At 60.8% G+C, this 18,872-nt stretch carries 20 protein-coding genes and 2 pseudogenes; 14 read left to right on the forward strand and 8 right to left on the reverse strand.

Going from position 1 to position 18,872, the window contains the following annotated elements; all coding sequences use genetic code 11:
• Positions 1-32: 32 nt before the first annotated feature.
• Positions 33-902, reverse strand: coding sequence for an ABC transporter substrate-binding protein (locus M5C71_RS06225; protein ID WP_248767467.1), 870 nt, complete (start codon positions 900-902; stop codon positions 33-35).
• A 99-nt stretch (positions 903-1,001) separates the two neighbouring features.
• Here M5C71_RS06225 and M5C71_RS06230 point away from each other — a divergent pair, with 99 nt between their 5' ends.
• Positions 1,002-2,090 carry a GlxA family transcriptional regulator gene (locus M5C71_RS06230; protein ID WP_103499163.1) on the forward strand — a complete coding sequence of 363 codons (1,089 nt, stop codon included), beginning with the start codon at positions 1,002-1,004 and terminating at the stop codon, positions 2,088-2,090.
• A gap of 27 nt (positions 2,091-2,117) precedes the next feature.
• Here the strand turns inward: M5C71_RS06230 and M5C71_RS06235 are convergent, their stop codons facing one another.
• The 3 genes from M5C71_RS06235 to M5C71_RS06245 form a co-directional block, all read right to left on the reverse strand.
• Complete coding sequence (locus M5C71_RS06235; RefSeq protein WP_177097668.1) at positions 2,118-2,432, reverse strand: AzlD domain-containing protein; 315 nt, start codon at positions 2,430-2,432, stop codon at positions 2,118-2,120.
• Complete coding sequence (locus M5C71_RS06240; protein ID WP_103499165.1) at positions 2,432-3,130, reverse strand: AzlC family ABC transporter permease; 699 nt, start codon at positions 3,128-3,130, stop codon at positions 2,432-2,434. Before M5C71_RS06240 ends, M5C71_RS06235 begins: the two co-directional genes overlap by 1 nt.
• Before the next feature lie 128 nt (positions 3,131-3,258).
• Positions 3,259-3,915 carry a ribonuclease T2 gene (locus M5C71_RS06245; protein ID WP_248767468.1) on the reverse strand — a complete coding sequence of 219 codons (657 nt, stop codon included), beginning with the start codon at positions 3,913-3,915 and terminating at the stop codon, positions 3,259-3,261.
• A gap of 193 nt (positions 3,916-4,108) precedes the next feature.
• On the opposite strand from M5C71_RS06245, the gene M5C71_RS06250 reads away from it, so the two are divergent.
• Positions 4,109-4,933: an aspartyl/asparaginyl beta-hydroxylase domain-containing protein gene (locus tag M5C71_RS06250; protein ID WP_103499167.1), complete on the forward strand. Its 825-nt coding sequence runs from the start codon at positions 4,109-4,111 to the stop codon at positions 4,931-4,933.
• 123 nt (positions 4,934-5,056) lie between these two features.
• On the opposite strand, the gene fabV is transcribed toward M5C71_RS06250, so the two are convergent.
• Complete coding sequence (fabV, locus tag M5C71_RS06255) at positions 5,057-6,253, reverse strand: enoyl-ACP reductase FabV (protein WP_103499168.1); 1,197 nt, start codon at positions 6,251-6,253, stop codon at positions 5,057-5,059.
• A 217-nt stretch (positions 6,254-6,470) separates the two neighbouring features.
• On the opposite strand from fabV, the gene M5C71_RS06260 reads away from it, so the two are divergent.
• Positions 6,471-7,415 carry a sensor domain-containing diguanylate cyclase gene (locus M5C71_RS06260; protein WP_103499169.1) on the forward strand — a complete coding sequence of 315 codons (945 nt, stop codon included), beginning with the start codon at positions 6,471-6,473 and terminating at the stop codon, positions 7,413-7,415.
• Between the two features lie 387 nt (positions 7,416-7,802).
• Here the strand turns inward: M5C71_RS06260 and M5C71_RS06265 are convergent, their stop codons facing one another.
• The gene (locus M5C71_RS06265; RefSeq protein WP_103499182.1) at positions 7,803-8,066 is read right to left on the reverse strand and encodes a DUF2790 domain-containing protein; all 264 of its coding nucleotides are present in this window, start codon (positions 8,064-8,066) and stop codon (positions 7,803-7,805) included.
• A gap of 328 nt (positions 8,067-8,394) precedes the next feature.
• Here M5C71_RS06265 and M5C71_RS06270 point away from each other — a divergent pair, with 328 nt between their 5' ends.
• The 5 genes from M5C71_RS06270 (at position 8,395) to M5C71_RS06290 (ending at position 12,777) form a co-directional block, all read left to right on the forward strand.
• On the forward strand, positions 8,395-9,135 hold the full coding sequence (locus tag M5C71_RS06270) for a response regulator (RefSeq protein WP_103499170.1): 741 nt from the start codon (positions 8,395-8,397) through the stop codon (positions 9,133-9,135).
• Positions 9,132-10,466: a HAMP domain-containing sensor histidine kinase gene (locus M5C71_RS06275; protein ID WP_103499171.1), complete on the forward strand. Its 1,335-nt coding sequence runs from the start codon at positions 9,132-9,134 to the stop codon at positions 10,464-10,466. Before M5C71_RS06270 ends, M5C71_RS06275 begins: the two co-directional genes overlap by 4 nt.
• A gap of 139 nt (positions 10,467-10,605) precedes the next feature.
• Positions 10,606-11,979, forward strand: a complete 1,374-nt coding sequence (ppnN, locus tag M5C71_RS06280; RefSeq protein WP_103499172.1) for a nucleotide 5'-monophosphate nucleosidase PpnN — start codon at positions 10,606-10,608, stop codon at positions 11,977-11,979.
• A 208-nt stretch (positions 11,980-12,187) separates the two neighbouring features.
• Complete coding sequence (locus tag M5C71_RS06285) at positions 12,188-12,439, forward strand: type II toxin-antitoxin system HicA family toxin (RefSeq protein ID WP_103499173.1); 252 nt, start codon at positions 12,188-12,190, stop codon at positions 12,437-12,439.
• Positions 12,436-12,777, forward strand: a complete 342-nt coding sequence (locus M5C71_RS06290) for a type II toxin-antitoxin system HicB family antitoxin (RefSeq protein ID WP_103499174.1) — start codon at positions 12,436-12,438, stop codon at positions 12,775-12,777. Before M5C71_RS06285 ends, M5C71_RS06290 begins: the two co-directional genes overlap by 4 nt.
• Before the next feature lie 30 nt (positions 12,778-12,807).
• On the opposite strand, the gene tam is transcribed toward M5C71_RS06290, so the two are convergent.
• Positions 12,808-13,572, reverse strand: coding sequence for a trans-aconitate 2-methyltransferase (tam, locus tag M5C71_RS06295; protein ID WP_103499175.1), 765 nt, complete (start codon positions 13,570-13,572; stop codon positions 12,808-12,810).
• A gap of 103 nt (positions 13,573-13,675) precedes the next feature.
• Here tam and M5C71_RS06300 point away from each other — a divergent pair, with 103 nt between their 5' ends.
• Together M5C71_RS06300 and M5C71_RS06305 are read left to right on the forward strand one after the other, a co-directional pair.
• A complete protein-coding gene (locus M5C71_RS06300; RefSeq protein ID WP_100943078.1) occupies positions 13,676-14,599 on the forward strand; it encodes a LysR family transcriptional regulator in 924 nt (307 codons plus the stop codon).
• 75 nt (positions 14,600-14,674) lie between these two features.
• Positions 14,675-14,938: pseudogene (locus M5C71_RS06305) on the forward strand (MbcA/ParS/Xre antitoxin family protein); the annotation flags it as partial.
• 60 nt (positions 14,939-14,998) lie between these two features.
• Here the strand turns inward: M5C71_RS06305 and M5C71_RS06310 are convergent.
• On the reverse strand, positions 14,999-15,436 hold the full coding sequence (locus tag M5C71_RS06310; protein ID WP_103499177.1) for a MarR family transcriptional regulator: 438 nt from the start codon (positions 15,434-15,436) through the stop codon (positions 14,999-15,001).
• Positions 15,437-15,513: 77 nt separating this feature from the next.
• Between M5C71_RS06310 and M5C71_RS06315 the strand changes: the two genes are divergently transcribed.
• From M5C71_RS06315 to M5C71_RS06330, 4 genes and pseudogenes are all read left to right on the forward strand, one after another.
• On the forward strand, positions 15,514-16,620 hold the full coding sequence (locus tag M5C71_RS06315) for an NAD(P)/FAD-dependent oxidoreductase (protein ID WP_103499178.1): 1,107 nt from the start codon (positions 15,514-15,516) through the stop codon (positions 16,618-16,620).
• Between the two features lie 317 nt (positions 16,621-16,937).
• Positions 16,938-17,813, forward strand: a complete 876-nt coding sequence (gene dapA, locus M5C71_RS06320) for a 4-hydroxy-tetrahydrodipicolinate synthase (protein ID WP_103499179.1) — start codon at positions 16,938-16,940, stop codon at positions 17,811-17,813.
• A gap of 65 nt (positions 17,814-17,878) precedes the next feature.
• Positions 17,879-18,253: a DUF2784 domain-containing protein gene (locus M5C71_RS06325; RefSeq protein WP_103499180.1), complete on the forward strand. Its 375-nt coding sequence runs from the start codon at positions 17,879-17,881 to the stop codon at positions 18,251-18,253.
• Between the two features lie 277 nt (positions 18,254-18,530).
• A pseudogene (locus tag M5C71_RS06330) lies at positions 18,531-18,872 on the forward strand (ribonucleotide-diphosphate reductase subunit beta); the annotation flags it as partial.

Consider the following 18,872-nt stretch of genomic DNA (forward strand, 5'->3'; position numbering starts at 1 on the left):
GTCGACCACCTGACCCTGCGCACCACGCTTTATTATTGGCAGCCAGGCAGTTTCCAATCCGCCGGACGGTCGACGCTCAGGCGCAGGTCCTTGCCCTGGGGCATGAACCAGACATCCTGGGTCAGGCCGTAGCGAGCGCCGATCTTGCGCATCTCGCAGGTTTTCCAGAGCGCCTCGATCTGCGCATTGACCGCCGCCAGCAACTGCGGATTGTCCTTGTTGAAACCGAACACCACCTGTCCCAACCCGGTCAGCAGGGGGAAATCCGGGTCGTTGTCGGTGAAGGCGTTGAAGTGCAGGTGCCACTGGGCATTGCGCGAAATGGCGTACTGCATGACCGGCGGATCACCGATCACCGCGTCGATACGCCCGGCCAGCAGGTCACGCACGGCGGCGTCCGAGGTATCGTAGAGCGTCACTTGCAGCCCCGGGATCTTGCGCATTTCAGGAATGAAGGAGAACCCGGTGATGGTCCCGACCTTCTTGCCCTGCAGGTCCTTGAGGGTTTTCCAATCGGTCTTGTCGGTCTGGGTGATGCCGTTCTTGAAATAGTGGATCGGATCGCTCAGGGCCATGATTTTCGAGCGTTGCTCGGTCCAGCCCATGGTCCCGGCCATAACGTCGACGCGGCGGGCCTGCACCGAGGCAATGGTTCCCGACCACTCCATCAGCGCCGGCTTGACCTTCATCCCGAGTTTCTCGGAAATTTGTTGAAGGATTTCACCGTCATAACCGACCATCTTGCTATCTTGATAACCAGTCCCCGGCATGTCACCGCTGAAGGCGATGGTCAGGCTGCCCGGCTCCACGGTGTCCAGCGCGAACGCCGGTCCCGCGGCCAGCAGGGACAGTATCAATCCGGCGCAGAGGCCGGTAAAACGTTGCATGTCAGGCTTGTTCATCGTGTGCACCTCGTTGGTTTTCTTATTGAACGACAGGATGTTGGGCAGGCCTCCATCCTAGGGCCGAGGGCACATAAATCAGTTGGATGCTTTGCACGAATGATTGAATATTTGCGACATCTGCATGAAACCGCGAACGAGGCCGGCGAGCCGAGCCTGGTGGCGCGCCTCGACCAGCAACCGGCACCCGCCCCGCACAAGCGCCGCGGAACGGCCGAACTGTCGGTGGGCATCGTGCTCTGGCCGCGTTTTCCGTTGCTGTCCTTGTCCGGGCTGACCGATGCCCTGCGCCACGCCGCCGACACCGGCGACCAGAGCCGGCCGATCCGTTGCGAATGGAAGGTGCTGGGCACACCGGGGCAACGCGTGGCCTCAAGCGGTGGACTGGACGTGCCGATCGATAGCGAAATGGGCGACCCGCAACGCTTCGACTACATCGTGGTGATCGGCGGCCTGCTGGACTCGTTGGCCGATGTGCCGAAAAGCTACCCGGCGTTCCTGCACCAGGCGGCGGCGGCCGGCGTGCCCTTGATCGGCTTGTGCACCGGCAGCTTCGTCCTGGCCCGTCACGGGCTGATGGATGGCCACACCGCCTGCGTGCACGCCTACCATGCCGATGACTGGAAACGCCTGTTCCCGACCCTGCGGTTTATCACCCACAACGACTTTCTGATCGACAAGGACCGCATCACCTGTGCCGGCGGTGTGTCGGTGATCGAGCTGGCGGTGCATCTGATCGGCATGCACTGCGGCCCGGACCGCGCCGGCAAGGTGGTGCACCAGATGACCGTGGCCAAGAGCGGCACCGGCAGCTTTCTCGACCGACGCAAGGCCCTGGGTTATGCCAGCTCGTCCAACCGGCGTTTGCACGAGGCGGTGATGCTGATGGAAAAACACATGGCCGAACCGCTGGAAATCGAGGCCATCGCCCATTGGGTCGGCACCAGCAAGCGCCAGCTGGAACGGTTGTTCATGGCGGAAACCGATACCAGCCCGGCGCAGTTCTATCGCCAGGTGCGGCTCCGCTTCGGGCGCTGGCTGCTGGTCAGCTCGGATCGACAGATCGGCGAAATCGCCTTTGAATGCGGCTTTGCCGACGCGCCGCATTTCATCCGGCATTTCCAGAGCCTGTTCGGTCTGTCACCGGGCAAGTTGCGCAAGGAGTTGTTGAAGCACGCCGGTCCGTGATCGGTGTGAAGACCGCTCAGCCCAAGATCACGCCAACCACCAGCGCAGCAGAAAAAAGAACGCCATGCTCAGCAACATGCTGAGCAAGGTGTTGCGGGTGTAGAGCACCAGGCCGATGGCCACCAGCGAACTGAGCAGGTACGGATTGTCGTACTGCAGGTTCAACTGGTGATCGGGCATGAACACGATCGGCCCGCAGATCGCCGTGAGCATGCCCGGCACGGCAAAACCGAGAAACTGCCGGGCATTGCTGCTCAGGCGCACCGGCAAGCGGGGTTCGAGAAACACGTAACGGTTGAGGAACACCAGCAGCCCCATCCCGAAAATCACTGCCCAGACGATCATTCGTGCCCCCGATACAGCTTGTTGCAGAGAAATCCTGCCGTCATTCCCGCCAGCCCCGACAACACCAGGGCCGAACCCAACTGCCAATAGCTGAACAGCACCGAACAGAACAACGACACCGCCACACAGACCACGGTCGGCACATTGCGTACCACCGGGGTGATCAAGGCGATAAAGGTCGCCGCGATGGAGAAATCCAGCCCCAGATGCTCAAGACCGGGAATGCTGCGGCCCAGCACGATCCCCGCCAGGGTGAACAGGTTCCAGGCGATATAGAACGTCAACCCCACCCCCAGCGCATACCAGCGGTTGAACTGTCGCTTGTCGTGCTGGCTGGTCAAGGCAAAGAGCTCGTCGGTCAGCAGGAAGCCCAGGCCGACCCGCCAGCGGCCGGACAACGGGGAAATCACCGAGCGCATGCTCATGCCATACAACAGGTGTTGCGAGGTCAGCAGCGCGGTGGTGAGCAGGATCGAGAAAATCCCCGCGCCGCCCTTGAGCATGCCGATCGCCACCAGTTGCGCGGCACCGGCAAATACGATGCTGGACAAGCCCTGGCCTTGCAGCGGCGTCAGGTTGGCCTCGATGGCCATGGAACCGGCCAGCAATCCCCAGGGCGCGGTCGCCAGGGACAGCGGCATGATGGCCACGGCACCGCGCAGGAAAGCGGTGCGAGGTAACAGATGATCGGACATAAGACTCGGGCACACAGAAAAAGACGCCGACTTTGCCAGCCCGCCGCACGCCTGTCTTGAACATTTGTGCACAAACGGGCACTTGAGCCGCGCGTCGAATCAAGCGCCGCCCAGGTATCCCGGAGCAATCAGCGAATCGGCGGCACGCGCACCGGCCCTTGTCGGCATTGATTCCTGACGCCTTTGCCGCACTCGCCGAAGCCCAGGTCCTTGGTCAGGCACACACGCACTTCGGCCAGTTCCGGTCCGCTGCAACGCACCGTCACCCCACCCTCCGGCATCCCCGGATTGCTCTGGCGGAACAGTTGGACGATCTGGTCGGCGGAGTATTCCCGTGGCGTCGTCGAAGGTTGCAGGGCGGCTGGAACCACCACTGTCCCCAGCGCCTTGTCGGCCGCATTCAGGTAGCCAGAGGCGCCCAGGCCACTGCAGGTACCGTGCTTGTCCCACTCATGCTCCAGCAGTTTGCCCGAGGGAAACAGGGTGAGGCCCTTTTGCCGCTCCTGCTGCGTCAAGGGTGTCAGTGGCGGGCAGGATTGTGGCCAGCCGCCCTTGGCATACTGCGGCCACAAGCCATGGAGCACAAAACCATAACCCTTGCCGCTGCACTGCTGATCCTTGGCATGAGTCAGGCAGAAGGTCGGCGACCAGGACAAGGTCAGCAGGTAGTAATCGAAGACCCCCGCCACCGACTCCGTCTGCTGCCTCGATTGCCGGGCTTCGCTGAGACTTGCATGGCCCATCGTCAGGGCGATGAACAAGACGACTACAGAAGATAATTTCATTGGTTTTCCTATCCCATCGGGCGCCATCATGGCGCTCAAAACATCGTAACCATAGCGTCAGATCAAGGTCTGTCTTGAACAATAACTGTTAAATGTCACTGCAAAACAGTAACATTCAGCACTTTTTTCCAGGCTTTGCCGCGCCGTCCCGGCGCACGCCGCACTTGACGTAGTCGCTCTAGGAGCAGGTTTCATGAGTATTCGCAACATCCGCAAGAAAGTCGTCTCCGCCCTCTGGACCCTGGCCGTACTCTTGCTGATCTACTGCTTTCCGAAAACCATTCTCGGTTTTCTGCTCCTGGTTGGTGTCTGCGGTGTCTATGACTTCCTGCGCAACGGCATCTACACCGCCGAACTGGCGAAGAAGTATTTTATCGGCAACGGCCGCAACACCTGGGTACTGTCGCCCTTCAACTCGCTGTTCGACCTGATCAGCAAGCCCAATCGCGGCATCTACAAGATGCAGGACCTGCCAGAAGACTGCCAGCGCGACCTGCAGCAAGTCATCGACAAGGCGATGAGCCACAAGGACGAGATCATCCAGTACCTCGACTCACGGATGGCGGAAAACAAGCGCGGCATGTTGTTCTTCCAGTGGTACGGACGCAAGATCGACACCGAACTGGATATCTCGGAACTCCAGCAGAAGTTCCCCTACGTCAAGACCGTGGGCGTGTCGGTCTTCAATGAAAACCGCTCGACGTCCTTCCACTTCGGCCCGTTGCGCATGATGTTCCGCGTGCTCTACAACATGGCCCCGGCGCCGCACCACGACGGCGTCTACATCCAGTGCCGCAAGCAAAAGCATTACTGGCATGACGACCCGCTGTTCATTTTCGATGACACGCTGCTGCACGCCTCGTTCAACAAGAACGACGCCAAACGTTACTGCCTGTTCATCGATATCGTCCGCCCGTCCTACGCCCCGCGCATTATCAGCGGTGCGATCGCTGCGTTCGCCAGCGCGGCGTTCACCCTGCGCCAGGGCTTCTACAAGAACTGGAAGGTCATCAAGTAATAACGGCTGGAGGTTGCGCCGCGCCTTCGAAGCTGCGCGGCCAAACCCGGCAATAGCCTTGAGGCGCTGGATTGACCAGCCCCTCAAGTGACCGCCTCAACCCCGCAGGACGCGGGCGCTGATTCAGGCCTGGATCAGCTTGGCAATCGCCACGTCCGGGCTGACGTCGGCCTCGTAATCCACCCCTTCGACCCCGAAACCGAACAGACGCAGGAACTCGGCCTTGTAGCCGGCAAAATCCGTCAGTTCGTTGAGGTTTTCGGTGGTGACCGCATCCCACAGCTTCGCCACCTGCGCCTGGACTTCCGGCTGCAGTTCCTTGTAGTCGGCACGCAGGCGGCCGTCTTCGTCGAGGATCGGGGTCGGCGAGTACAGGCTGTCCTTGTACAGGCCGTAGACCTGCTCGATGCAACCTTCGTGGGAGCCCTGCTCCTTCATCACCTTGAACAGCAGCGACAGGTACAGCGGCATGATCGGGATCGCCGAGCTCGCCTGGGTGACCACGGCTTTCAACACCGAAACCCGCGCGTCGCCGCCTTTGGCCGCCAGACGCTCACGAATCTTCAGGACCTTCTGGTCCAGGTCCTTCTTGGCCGCGCCAATGGAACCGTTCCAGTAGATGTCGTGGGTCAGTTTTTCGCCCAGGTAGGTGAAGGCGGTGGTTTTCGCGCCGTCAGCCAGCACACCGGCCTCGTCCAGGGAATCGATCCACAGCTGCCAGTCTTCGCCACCCATGACCTTGACGGTACCGTCGATCTCTTCCTGGGTCGCCTCGGCCAGCGTGGTGACGTTGACCTCTTCCTTGTCGGTGTTCAGTCCGCGCTGGGTGACCGACTTGCCGATCGGCTTGAGCGTCGAGCTGTAGACTTCACCGGTTTTCGGATCGGTACGACGCGGGGCCGCCAGGCTGTAGACCACCAGGTCGATCTTGCCCATGTCGCGCTTGATGGTCTCGATGGTCAGGCGCTTGACTTCATCGGAGAAGGCGTCGCCATTGATGCTCATGGCGTACAGGCCTTTCTCTTCGGCAAACTTGTGGAACGCGGCGCTATTGTACCAACCGGCGGTGCCGAGCTTGCCTTCGTCGCCTTCACGCTCGAAGAACACCCCCAGGGTGTTGGCACCGCAGCCGAAAGCCGCAGTGATGCGCGCTGCCAGGCCGTAACCGGTGGATGCACCGAGCACCAGGACGTTCTTCGGTCCGTCGCTGACCGGGCCTTGCTGGGTGACGTAGTCAATCTGTTGCTTGACGTTGGCTTCACAACCCACTGGGTGGGTGGTCACACAGATAAAGCCACGAACGCGTGGTTTGATGATCATAAGGTTCCCTTTTTTCATAGGCCGATATCGACACTGACGGTAAGCAGCGTCGCGGATTCTAGTCATAGACGTTCAAAAAGCCGATGCGTCACTGCTTTTACAACACAGGCCCGCGCGGGGAAAGCAAATTCCCCTGCCATGTATCGCCTGGACCTTGATTAGCCGCCGTGCGCGCAACATTCTAGCGCCCACCTCCGCCAGCGAAGCCTGATCGATCATGAGCGCCACGCCTTCTACCGAAACCGATAGCGACGTCTACAAAACCCTGCTCGAATCGACCAAGGCCATTCCCTGGCGAATCGACTGGCAAACCATGACCTTCAGCTACATCGGCCCGCAGATCGAGACCCTGCTCGGCTGGACACCGGACAGTTGGGTCGGGATCGATGACTGGGTGTCACGCATGCACCCGGATGATCGGGAGTATGTGGTGAACTTCTGTGTGTCGCAGTCCAAGGCTGGCGTCGACCACGAGGCCGACTACCGGGCGCTGACCCGCGACGGCGAATACGTCTGGATCCGCGATGTGGTGCATGTGGTGCGCAAGGACGGCGAAGTCGAGGCGCTGATCGGCTTCATGTTCGATATCAGCGAACGCAAGAAAACCGAGGAACACCTGATCCGCCTGCAAAAGCAGTTGGAGGAGTACTCGTTCCAGGATGGCCTGACCGGTATTGCCAATCGTCGTATGTTCGACACCGTGCTCGCCCGGGAGTGGGAACATGCCCAGCGCAATCAACTGCCGCTGTCGCTGATTATCCTGGATATCGACTTTTTCAAGCAGTACAACGACCACTACGGGCATATCAGGGGTGACGAGGCCCTGCGACAAGTGGCCCAGACCCTGTCCCAGGCGACCAATCGGCCACGGGACTTTATTGCCCGGATCGGCGGTGAAGAGTTCATCTGGCTATTGCCCGAAACACCGGCGGACAAGGCTCGGCAAGTGGCGGATAAATGCCTGCAACTGATTCGCCAGCAGCAGATCGAACATGAGAAGTCGGCGATTTCCGGGCTGCTGAGTCTCAGCCTCGGAGTCGGCACCATACGCCCCGCCGTCGATGAAGCGGCACTGGGTTTTGTCGAGAAAGTCGATGAGTTGCTCTACAAGGTCAAACGCAACGGCCGTATGGGGGCCGAGTACGCCAACTTCAGCGACTGACCGATGGATTCACTGGATATCGAGGCTCGGCGTCGGACGCTCCGATGTCGCTGCCGATACAATTGCGCAGATTTGTATCAATAATGACTATCAATACAGCTGATAAGCCATCATCCGGCGACAATGCTACTGTTCGCGCCGATGGCAACGTTATGCCTCAACTATTCTCCGGGCACTTGCGCGGAACAGTTATTGAGTCATCTCGACTTCATCATCCCTTTGGTAAGTTTTAGCTACTGCGCCGAGTGCCCTGCACTTTGTGCGGTGGCTTTTTTTAGCTCATTCAAATACTCGAACTTGATTAATCCAAGGCACTTGTCGTGGGCGCTACTTTTTCATGGCGCTGCAAACAGTGCCTGGCAAGGGGCGAAAAAAAACGACGGTAATTCAGCTGCCTTCATTGCAGTGATCGGAAAACTTGCGGTAGTCGAGGACGTGCTCCCGGCTCTGGGAGTCGAGGTAGGTCATCCGGGCGTTGACGATACTGCAGGCGGCATCGTCGCCCTCGGTGATGGACAGTACTTTGCGGACATCCAGATGGCTGCCGTAGGTGTAGGTCTCAGGCTGCACCTGGGATTCGGCACGAGCCGACAAAGTGCAGATATTGAGGGCGGCAAAAAGGCAGGCGGCGTAGAGGGCTTTGCTGTTCACGGTCGATTCCTGTCGGTTCAAGGGTGGGTTGTTCAGTGAGGTCGAGGTGATCCGCATCGCCTCGATGGAGTTCATTGAATGCCCTTGAGGTATCCCGAATGTGTCGCGAACCGGCCGCCGTTAAAGCTCAAGTGTCCCAAGGGCCTCAAGATACAGATCGATACAAATCCCTCGGCCAAGGGCCAGCCTTGCTCCGCCATCGCCAGGCGTTTTTGCATGCCTGTGTATCCGTAGCCCGCCAGATACACTGCAATACAAAGGCCCGATGCCAGCCGCCACAGCCCTCGCTAGACTGTGCCCTAAACCAACATTGACGGAGCCCGGCCCCATGGATCATGTCGATCACATCCTGATCGTGGACGATGACCGCGAGATCAGAGAGCTGGTGGGCAACTACCTCAAGAAGAACGGCCTGCGTACCACGGTGGTCGCCGATGGCCGGCAGATGCGTACCTTCCTCGAAACCACGCCGGTGGACCTGATCGTGCTGGACATCATGATGCCCGGCGACGACGGCCTGCTGCTGTGCCGTGAACTGCGCGCCGGCAAGCACAAGGCCACGCCGGTGCTGATGCTGACCGCCCGCAGCGACGAAACCGACCGCATCATCGGCCTCGAAATGGGCGCCGACGATTACCTGGTCAAACCCTTCGCCGCCCGCGAGCTGCTGGCCCGGATCAACTCGGTGCTGCGCCGCACACGGATGCTGCCACCCAACCTGATCGTCACCGAAAGTGGTCGACTGCTGGGGTTCGGGCGCTGGAAGCTCGACACCAGCGCCCGCCACCTGCTGGATGAAAACGGCACCCTGGTGGCCCTCAGCGGCGCCGAATATCGCCTGTTGCGGGTGTTTCTCGACCATCCACAGCGGGTCCTGAACCGCGACCAGTTGCTCAACCTTACCCAGGGCCGCGACGCCGATCTGTTCGACCGCTCCATCGACCTGCTGGTGAGCCGCCTGCGCCAACGGTTGCTGGACGATGCCCGCGAGCCGGCCTATATCAAGACCGTGCGCAGTGAGGGTTATGTGTTCTCACTGCCGGTGGAAATCCTCGGTGCAACCCAATGAAACCGGTCCTGCTCTGGCCGCGCACGCTGGGCTCACGTCTGTCGCTGATCTTCCTCGCCGGGCTGATCCTCGCCCAGGCGCTGTCCTTCGGCGCGCAGTCCTACGAGCGCTATCAGAGCGCCAAGACCGCCATGCTCGGCAACCTGGAAACCGATGTCTCGACCTCCATCGCCATTCTTGAACGCCTGCCGGCGAGCGAACGCGAAAGCTGGTTGCCACGCCTTGAACGGCACAACTACCGCTACCTGCTGAACGAGGGTGTTCCCGGCATTCCCATGCAACCGGATGAAGTGCCGATCGCCGTCCCCTCGCTCAAAGAGGCCATCGGGCGTGACTACCCGCTGACCTTCAGCGACATTCCCGGCCCCCGCAAACACTTCCAGGCCCATCTGAAACTGCGTGACGGCAGTCCGGTGACTCTCGACATCACCCCATCGGTCATGCCCATGTCGCCCTGGTTGCCCTTTGTCCTGCTCGGTCAGTTGCTGCTGATGCTCGGCTGCGCCTGGCTGGCAGTGCGGATTGCAGTGCGCCCGTTGACCCGCCTGGCCCATGCCGTGGAAAACCTCGACCCCAATACCCACGGTGTACACCTGGACGAAACCGGCCCGACCGAAGTGGCCCACGCGGCGGCGGCCTTCAATGCCATGCAGGCGCGTATCGCCGCCTATCTCAAGGAGCGCATGCAACTGCTGGCGGCGATTTCCCATGACCTGCAAACCCCCATCACGCGCATGAAGCTGCGGGCCGAGTTCATGGACGACTCCACCGAGAAGGACAAGCTCTGGCAGGACCTGGGCGAAATCGAACACCTGGTGCGTGAAGGCGTGGCCTATGCCCGCAGCGTGCATGGCGCCACCGAAGCCAATTGCCGCATCGACCTCGACGCCTTTCTCGACAGCCTGGTATTCGACTATCAGGACACCGGTCAAGCCGTGGAGCTGATCGGCAAGAACGGCGGGCTGATCGACACCCGCCCCCATGCCCTGCGACGCGTATTGGTCAACCTGGTGGACAACGCGCTGAAATTCGCCGGCAGCGCGCAGATCGTCATCACCCCCCAGAAAAACCGACGACTGTCGATCCTGGTCCTGGACCGCGGCCCGGGTATAGCCCAGGCGGAACTGGAAGAAGTCCTCAAGCCCTTCTATCGCGTGGAAAGCTCGCGCAACCGCAGCACCGGTGGGACCGGCCTGGGCCTGGCCATCGCCCAGCAACTGGCAACCGCCATGGGCGGCACATTGACCCTGAGCAATCGTGATGGCGGAGGGCTGTGTGCGGAGCTTGAGCTGAACATGGGCGATACGCCTGCGGGTTTCGCGACGCGTTAAAATCCTGCAAGCTGAGCCAACCGGCACCAACCACCTGGGTGCCCGATTTAGCTATGCTAGGAACACGCGTGCGCGCGAAGCCTTTCTGGTGCAGCCGGCGCCTTAGCAGCCCGGCGACATCGCCTTGATGGAATAAAGCATGACCCAACGATCGGTAATCAACGCCTCGGTTAGCCCCAAGGGCAGCCTCGAAACCCTTTCCCAACGTGAAGTGCAGCAACTGAGCGAAGCCGGCTCCGGCAGCATCTACACATTATTCCGCCAGTGCGCCCTGGCCATCCTCAACACCGGCGCCCATGTCGACAATGCCAAGACCATTCTCGAAGCCTACAAGGATTTCGAGATCCGTATTCACCAGCAGGATCGTGGGGTCCGCCTGGAACTGCTGAACGCCCCGGCCGATGCCTTCGTTGATGGCGAAATGATCGCCAGCACCCGCGAAATGCTCTTCAGTGCCCTGCGCGATATCGTCTACACCGAAAACGAACTGGAGAGCCAGCGCATTGATCTGGACAGCTCCCAGGGCATCACCGACTACGTTTTCCACCTGCTGCGCAACGCCCGCACCCTGCGCCCCGGCCTGGAGCCGAAAATGGTGGTGTGCTGGGGCGGTCACTCCATCAGCACCGAGGAATACCAGTACACCAAGAAGGTCGGCCACGAACTGGGCCTGCGCAGTCTGGATGTCTGCACCGGTTGCGGTCCTGGGGTGATGAAGGGGCCGATGAAAGGCGCGACCATTTCCCACGCCAAACAACGCATCACCACCGGCCGCTACCTGGGCCTGACCGAGCCGGGGATCATCGCCGCCGAGGCGCCGAACCCGATCGTCAACGAGCTGGTGATCATGCCCGACATCGAGAAACGCCTTGAGGCGTTCGTGCGGGTGGGCCACGGCATCATCATCTTCCCGGGCGGCGCCGGTACGGCCGAAGAATTCCTCTACCTGCTCGGCATCCTGATGCACCCGGACAACCGCGAACTGCCGTTCCCGGTGATCCTGACCGGCCCGCGCAGTGCAGAAGCCTACCTTCAGCAACTGAACGCCTTTGTGGTCGCGACCCTGGGTGAAAAAGCGCAGAAGCACTACGAAATCATCATCGACAACCCGGCCCAGGTGGCCCGGCAGATGGCCCACGGGTTGAAGGCGGTCAAACAGTTCCGCCGCGAACGCAATGACGCCTTCCACTTCAACTGGCTGCTGAAGATCGATGGCGGCTTCCAGCACCCGTTCGATCCGACCCACGCCAACATGGCAAGCCTCAACCTCAGCCGCAGCCTGCCCCCCCACGAACTGGCGGCCAACCTGCGCCGGGCGTTTTCCGGGATAGTCGCCGGCAACGTCAAGGACAAGGGCATCCGCCTGATCGAGGAGCACGGCCCCTACGAGATCCATGGCGACGCGGCGGTGATGCAGCCGCTGGACAAGCTGCTCAAGGCCTTCGTTGAACAACACCGCATGAAGCTCCCCGGTGGCGCGGCTTATGTGCCTTGCTATCGCGTAGTGAGCTAAACCCGCGACAACGATCTGTTTGTATCTGCCAAGCCGGTGCAAACAGATCGCCCTCCTGCGCCCAATACATCGATCCTGTAGGACCCGTCCCAAAATCCCTCGGGAAACGTAAGCAAGCCCGAAACCCCTATTGAACGCCCCGGCAAAACCCTTCAGTCTTGACCCTCAACATCAGTGCAACTATATTTAGTTGCAGCAAGAAGGCTTGGTGTCCAAGAATGAAAAATTGCTCGCTAAACTGCTCAACCCCTGGTCGAGCTTTAGCTGGACGGAGCTGGTGACGCTATTGGGTCACTTTGGTTACCGTCGGCTCGAAGGCCCAGGTAGCCGGGTCAAATTCGACAACGGCGACCCGCAGGCAGCGATCAACCTGCACAAACCTCATCCTGGCAACGAGCTGAAAACCTATATCAAGCGTCAGGTGATTGATCACCTGCGTTCAGGAGGACTGATTTCGTGAGTAATCAGATGCATTACAAAGGCTATTACGGCTCCATCGAAGCCAGCGTCGAGGACAACTGCCTGTTCGGCAAGCTCCAGTTCATTCGCGCGCTGGTAAGTTATGAGGGGCAAACCGTGGCGGAATTGGAAACGGCGTTCAAGGAGGCCGTTGACGACTACCTCGACACCTGCAAACAGTTGAACCAGGCGCCCGAGATGCCCTGCAAGGGCTCATTCAACGTGCGCGTGGGTCACGATCTCCATCTGGCCGCCGCGTTGACCGCGACGCGCCAGAAGGTGACGCTCAATGACCTGACCCGTCAGGCCCTGAGCGAGTATCTGCTGCAGCATGCCTGATCGACTCAAGCAGAGACCCTTGAGCAGGTTTCAGCGCGTCGCGACCACGAACAACCTGGGAAACGGTAATAACACCGTTCCATCGGCGAGCGCCGGGTAGGCCCCGGTGATCGCCGTCAGGTAAGCCTGCAGAAACGCCGCTTTCTGCCCCTCATCCAAGGGTGCCAGGTACGGCCGTAGCGCCGAGCCCTTGAACCACTCCACCACGGCGGCATGACCGCCGGCCAACGGGTGGTGATAGGTGGTGCGCCAGACATCCACGTGGCTGCAGTGCGGACGCAGCAGTTCGTAATAGAAACTCGCGTCGTGCCGCGGCGGGTGCCGAACCGTCGCGATCTTGTCCGCCCACGGTCCGCTGGCGGCCACTTCCCGCGCCAGCCGGTGCGATGGCTCCTGCATATTGTCCGGAGTCTGCACCGCCAGGCTGCCACCAGCCGCCAACTTGCTCACCAGATGGGGATAGAGCGTGGCGTGATCCGGCACCCATTGCAGAGAGGCATTGGCCAGGATCACATCGAAGGTTTGATCCGGGTTCCAGGTGGCGATATCGGCGAGTTCGAAATTCAACGCGGGCAAGCGCGCCCGAGCACTGACGAGCATATCCTCGGAGCTGTCCATGCCGGTGACCCGCGCCTCGGGAAAACGCTGGGCCAGGACTTCGGTGGAGTTGCCCGGACCGCAACCCAGGTCGACAGCCACGCCGACCGTGCCGGTAGGAATGGCGGCCACCAGATCGCGGACGGGACGGGTGCGCTCTTCTTCAAATGTCGAATATTGCTTGGCTGACCAGGTCATCACGCTTCCTCTTGTGCATGGGGAGTGAGCACAAGCGTAGGTTTTGCACGCCATGATGACAAATGCTAATAATGACAAGCTGCCATACTGAAAAGGTATCGAAATGTTAGAGCTGCGTCGCTTGCATGCGTTTGTCGTGATCGCTGAAGAAGGTCATATCACCCGGGCGGCGGAGCGTCTGCATATGCAACAACCGCCCCTCACCCGCCTGCTGCAGAAGCTGGAGGCCGAGATGGGCGTGGCGTTGATGGAACGCCTGCCACGGGGTGTTCGCCCGACCACCGCGGGCCTGGCGTTGCTGGAAGAAGCCCGTGCTGTCTTGGCACGGGCCGAGGGCGTGACCGAGGTGGTGCGTCGCGCTGCCCGGGGTGAACAGGGGCGGCTTGGTATCGGCTTCACCAGTTCGGCAGCGCTGCACCCGTTTGTGCCGGGCGTGCTGCGGCACTTTCGCGAGGCGTTTTCCGGCGTTTCGGTGATTCTGGAAGAAGCCGGCACCGGGGAGTTGATGGATGCGCTGGTGCACGAACGCCTGGATGCCGCCTTCGTGCGCTCGCCCTTGAGCGGTACACCGACCTTGCAGGCCGAGCCGATTCTGGTCGAACCGATGTTGCTGGCACTGCCGATGGATCATCCCCTGGCACAGGACACCCGCGTCCCCCTGCCCTTGTCCGCGCTCGCCGGCGAAGCCTTTGTGCTGTATCGACGTCGGGTGGGATTGGGGCTCTACGACGCCATTCTGGTGGCGTGTCGCGAGGCGGGATTCAGCCCACAGGTGATTCAGGAAGCCCCACGCATGGCCGCCACCCTGAGTCTGGTCGCCGCCGGCCTGGGGGTTTCCATCGTCCCGGCCTCGATGCAGCGCCTGCGGGGCGACGGGATTGCCTATCGCGCGCTGTCACAGTGTCCGGGACTGATCGCACCGCTGCACCTGGCGACCCGCGTGGGCGATAGCTCGTCGGTACTGCGGCGGTTTCGGGAGTTGGTGATCGAGGCGGCGGCAATGGAGACCCCATCAGCGCAAATCTGAAAGCACTGGCACTTTCAATTATCCGGCATTTACCGGACTCTATTCGATAAATGCCGTATAAAAAGAGGTGTCCCCATCATTCCTCTCACCCCCCTCAAGACACGTACAGCCAAGGACCAGCGGCTGACTATCAATGATAGCGACCCATTGCTTCGTGCGGTTCGCATCACCGCCATAGCGAATACGCTTTTCGGCAATGATGAGAAAGCCAAGCGCTGGTTGTCCAAACCCAAGGAACACTTCTCGGGGAAAAGTCCCATGACCATGCTGTCGACTATTCAGGGAACCCGTCAGGTAGAGGAAATGCTCATACGTCTGGCGGAAGGTCTTACCTTTTAACCTAGAGCGTTTTCCGACCTGTCGAGACGTACCCACGCCGTACGTCCCGTGTGAGTGGCTTCAGGAATCAACGCGCAAATTGGCATTGGCCCGCTGCAGAAAGTCCACAAAACGCTCCACCTCCTCATCACTGAAACCCGCCAGCGCCTTGATATTGCCCTCCCACAGAATCTCTTTCGCCTGCGGTATCCGGGTCAGCGCCAGCTCGGTCAACTCCACGATCTGAACGCGCTTGTGCTCCGGATCGGGCCGGCGGCGGATCAGTTGATCCCGCTCCAGACGAACCAAGGTCTGGGCCATCGACGGCTGCTCGACCTGCAGCAAACGCGCGAGCTCAGCCTGGGTCCGCGCTTCCCCCCGCTGCAGCGCACCCAACACCGGCATGCTGGCCATGCCGATTCCCAGCGGGCGCAAACGCACCTCGGCCTGCCGGATCAACTCCTGCGACACGCGCTTGATCAGGAAGGACGGCACCCGGTTCAGATCTAAATTGTTCATCTAACGACCCCTTGTCATAGGCACCTATGCTAATTCATCATAGGTGCCTATGACAAACCGCGCTCTGGAATGACACCATGGTCTCGACTCCACGTATCGCCATCGTCGGCGCCGGCCTCGGCGGCTTGATGCTCGCCCGTATGCTGTACCTCAAAGGCGTGCCTTTCCTGATCTTCGAGCGTGATGAGTCCATCTCGCAGCGGCCACAGGGCGGCATGCTCGACCTGCACGTGGAAACCGGCCAATACGCGCTGCGCCTGGGCGGGTTGTTCGAAACCTTTCAGCAATTGGCCCGCTACGAAGACCAGGGCCTGCGGCTGTTCGACCAGCACGGTACGTTGCAGATGGAAAAAGCCGATGCTGCCAGCGGCGACCGCCCCGAGATCGATCGCGGCCAGCTCAGGGAGCTGCTGCTGGAATCGATCCCGGAAGACACTTTGCGCTGGGGCCACACCCTCAGGGAAGCCGAACAACAGGACGACGGCTATACCGAGCTGCGCTTCGACAACGGTCTGAATCAGCGCTTTGAGCTGGTGGTCGGCGCCGACGGTGCCTGGTCCAAGGTGCGCGCTCTGGTCTCGACAACACAGCCCGCGTTCACCGGACTCACCTTGCATGAACTGTCGATCCCCGACGCCGATGCCCGTTATCCTGAGGTCGCGCAACGGGTCGGGCGCGGCATGCTGATTGCCAAGGGCAAACGCCAGACAATCTTTGCCCAACGCAACGCAAACGCCCATATCCGCGTGTATGCCGCCTTGCATCGGCAGGTAACAGCGCACGAAGCAAAAACCAGGAGCGACCTGCTCCGAGACTTCAAGGGTTGGGACGCCTCATTGCTGCAACTGCTTCACGTAGCGGACGAACCTGTACGCCCCTGGCCGGTTCATGTGCTGCCGATCGGTCATCGCTGGGAGCACCGCGACGGCGTCACCCTGCTGGGCGATGCCGCGCACCTGATGCCACCCGCCGGCGAAGGCGCCAACCTGGCGTTGCGCGATGCGGTGGATCTGGCGGATGCGCTGCTGGACGACCAGGACTGGAAAACCGCGGTTCGAGCCCATGAACGGGTGATGTTCGAACGCGCCGCCCTGGCTGCCGTCGAGGCAGACAAAATGATGATGGCCGACTCGGTCGAAGAAAACCTGGAACTGATGAAAAGTCATCTGGGCGCCGAAGCCTGAGCCACACTCGATCGACATCGGCAATTGACAAACCCGGCGCCAGCTTTTAAAAATGGACGCCTGATCCAGGGTGTAAACAAATATGTGCGCAACGCTCAACCTCATTGCTGTCGCCGTTGGCTTGAATGCCAAGGCCCCGGCATGCGTTGCGTTTGCCCCTAAATCGAAGAAACAGTCGCTCATGTGACCGGGGCGCGCTGTCCCGTCAGATGAGCTGACAGGACATTGAGCGCGACGACGGGTCACCCCTCCTCTTCTGCCAACTTCCTTCTACGCTTCTGACGGTGACGACACGGTCAACCATCAGGAGAAAGTGCATGTCATCGTTTCAAGGTATCTGGGTCCCCCTCGTTACGCCGTTCGTGAACCAGGCCATCGACTTCGTCGCCTTGCGGCGGCTGGTCAGCCATCTGCTGGACAGCGGCGTCGACGGCATCGTGGTCTGTGGCACCACCGGGGAAGCCGCCGCACTGGGCAAACATGAACAGCTGGCGGTGCTGGATGCCGTACTGGAGCTGGTCCCGCCACAGAAGGTGGTAATGGGCCTGGCGGGCAACAACCTCAGCGAGTTGCTGCAGTTCCAGAGCGAGATACTCAAGCGCCCCCTGGCCGGGCTGCTGGTGCCTGCGCCCTATTACATCCGCCCGTCCCAGGCCGGCCTGGAAGCGTTTTTCAAGACTGTCGCCGATGCCTCCAGCGTGCCGATCATTGTCTACGACATTCCCTACCGCACCGGGGTGAGCTTCGAGCAGGCAACCCTGCTCAGGATCGTCGCCCATGACAATATCGTCGCCATCAAGGACTGCGGCGGCAACCTGAACAACACCCTGGCGGTGCTGGCCAGCGGCCTGGTCGATGTGCTGTGTGGCGAGGACAACCAGATGTTCAATGCAATGTGCCTCGGCGCAACCGGTGCAATTGCGGCTTCGGCGCATATCCATCCCGAGTTGTTCGTCCAGTTGTACCGGCAGATCCAGGAGCAGCAGCTCGCAGCTGCCAGGACGACATTTTTCCAACTGACGCCGCTGATCCAGGCCCTGTTTGTCGAGCCCAACCCTGGTCCGGTGAAAACCGCCCTCGCCCTTCAGGGGTTGATTCGTGACGAACTGCGCGCGCCCATGCAAACCAGCAGTGAAGCCACGGCCCAGCGCCTGAAAGACATCCTCGCAACGCTCAAGTCCAACGCGCGGTAGAGGTCGGACCAGCGACCCGGGTAGGATATCCGCACTTACGTCATGGATCAGAAAAGGAAGTCGAGATGTTCTACCGGATAGCGGCCGACGGGCTGGTGTCGTTTCACCTGCTGTTCATCTTGTTCGTGCTGTTTGGCGGGTTGCTGGTGCTCAAATGGCGCCGGTTGATCTGGTTGCACCTGCCCGCCGCGACCTGGGGTGTGATTGTCGAAGTCTTTCACCTGGAATGCCCGCTGACCCGCTGGGAAAACCTTTTTCGCCAGGCCGCCGGACAAGGCGGTTATGGCGAGGGCTTTATCGAGCACTACCTGATTCCGCTGATCTACCCCGCCGGGCTGACACCGACGATACAGCTTGGCTTTGGTGCCTTGGTGCTCTTGCTCAACCTCACGGTTTACCTGCATCTGTTCAAAACCCGCCGCCTGAAAGCCGCCCTCTAGACACCTCACCGAGAAGCTGCGACGAAACAGCGCGTTGCGCCCCAGCGGATTGACCGACCGCAAAAACCACCATATAGTGTGCCAACTTCACATAAAAACACTACATGATGTGCCATGCTTCTCCTACGGCACCTCTCATCCCCCTGGAGCGCCAGGGTTTTCCAATGCCTGCTTGTGCCGTGAATCCTGTTGAACGGGAGCTCCAAACACGTGTCTACCTGCCTGACAAACAGGCAGTGAACCAGGCCTACCCACACCCCCACACAAGGAACATCCGATGCTCAGCTGGGACGAATTCGACAAGGAAGAAGGCGCAGCCGCCATCAAGGGCGCCAACGCCGGCCACGCCACCGAAGCCAACATGGACCGCCTCGACAGCGCCGGTGGCGCCGCGGCCCAGGAGGCCCGTGCCGTGACCGCTTCCGACTCGGCTGCCATCGCCCGCGCCAAGGCGGCCCTCGATGCCCTGGACGTTGCCGAAGGCCTGGCTGAACTCGAAGGCGCCTCGGCCCGTGTCGCGGTCGACGAAAAGCGCATGATCAACTGCCGCGCCGACCTCAACCAGCTCGTGCCGTTCAAGTACGACTGGGCCTGGCAGAAGTACCTCGACGGCTGCGCC

The organism is Pseudomonas sp. MWU12-2345, assembly GCF_023242385.1.
GTDB lineage: Bacteria > Pseudomonadota > Gammaproteobacteria > Pseudomonadales > Pseudomonadaceae > Aquipseudomonas > Aquipseudomonas gingeri_D.

Coding starts and splice junctions, on each gene's coding strand:
- M5C71_RS06225 (WP_248767467.1), bottom strand. CDS start 902: ATGAACAAGCCTGACATGCAACGTTTTACCGGCCTCTGCGCCGGATTG.
- M5C71_RS06230 (WP_103499163.1), top strand. CDS start 1,002: ATGATTGAATATTTGCGACATCTGCATGAAACCGCGAACGAGGCCGGC.
- M5C71_RS06240 (WP_103499165.1), bottom strand. CDS start 3,130: ATGTCCGATCATCTGTTACCTCGCACCGCTTTCCTGCGCGGTGCCGTG.
- M5C71_RS06245 (WP_248767468.1), bottom strand. CDS start 3,915: ATGAAATTATCTTCTGTAGTCGTCTTGTTCATCGCCCTGACGATGGGC.
- M5C71_RS06250 (WP_103499167.1), top strand. CDS start 4,109: ATGAGTATTCGCAACATCCGCAAGAAAGTCGTCTCCGCCCTCTGGACC.
- fabV (WP_103499168.1), bottom strand. CDS start 6,253: ATGATCATCAAACCACGCGTTCGTGGCTTTATCTGTGTGACCACCCAC.
- M5C71_RS06260 (WP_103499169.1), top strand. CDS start 6,471: ATGAGCGCCACGCCTTCTACCGAAACCGATAGCGACGTCTACAAAACC.
- M5C71_RS06270 (WP_103499170.1), top strand. CDS start 8,395: ATGGATCATGTCGATCACATCCTGATCGTGGACGATGACCGCGAGATC.
- M5C71_RS06275 (WP_103499171.1), top strand. CDS start 9,132: ATGAAACCGGTCCTGCTCTGGCCGCGCACGCTGGGCTCACGTCTGTCG.
- ppnN (WP_103499172.1), top strand. CDS start 10,606: ATGACCCAACGATCGGTAATCAACGCCTCGGTTAGCCCCAAGGGCAGC.
- tam (WP_103499175.1), bottom strand. CDS start 13,572: ATGACCTGGTCAGCCAAGCAATATTCGACATTTGAAGAAGAGCGCACC.
- M5C71_RS06300 (WP_100943078.1), top strand. CDS start 13,676: ATGTTAGAGCTGCGTCGCTTGCATGCGTTTGTCGTGATCGCTGAAGAA.
- M5C71_RS06310 (WP_103499177.1), bottom strand. CDS start 15,436: ATGAACAATTTAGATCTGAACCGGGTGCCGTCCTTCCTGATCAAGCGC.
- M5C71_RS06315 (WP_103499178.1), top strand. CDS start 15,514: ATGGTCTCGACTCCACGTATCGCCATCGTCGGCGCCGGCCTCGGCGGC.
- dapA (WP_103499179.1), top strand. CDS start 16,938: ATGTCATCGTTTCAAGGTATCTGGGTCCCCCTCGTTACGCCGTTCGTG.
- M5C71_RS06325 (WP_103499180.1), top strand. CDS start 17,879: ATGTTCTACCGGATAGCGGCCGACGGGCTGGTGTCGTTTCACCTGCTG.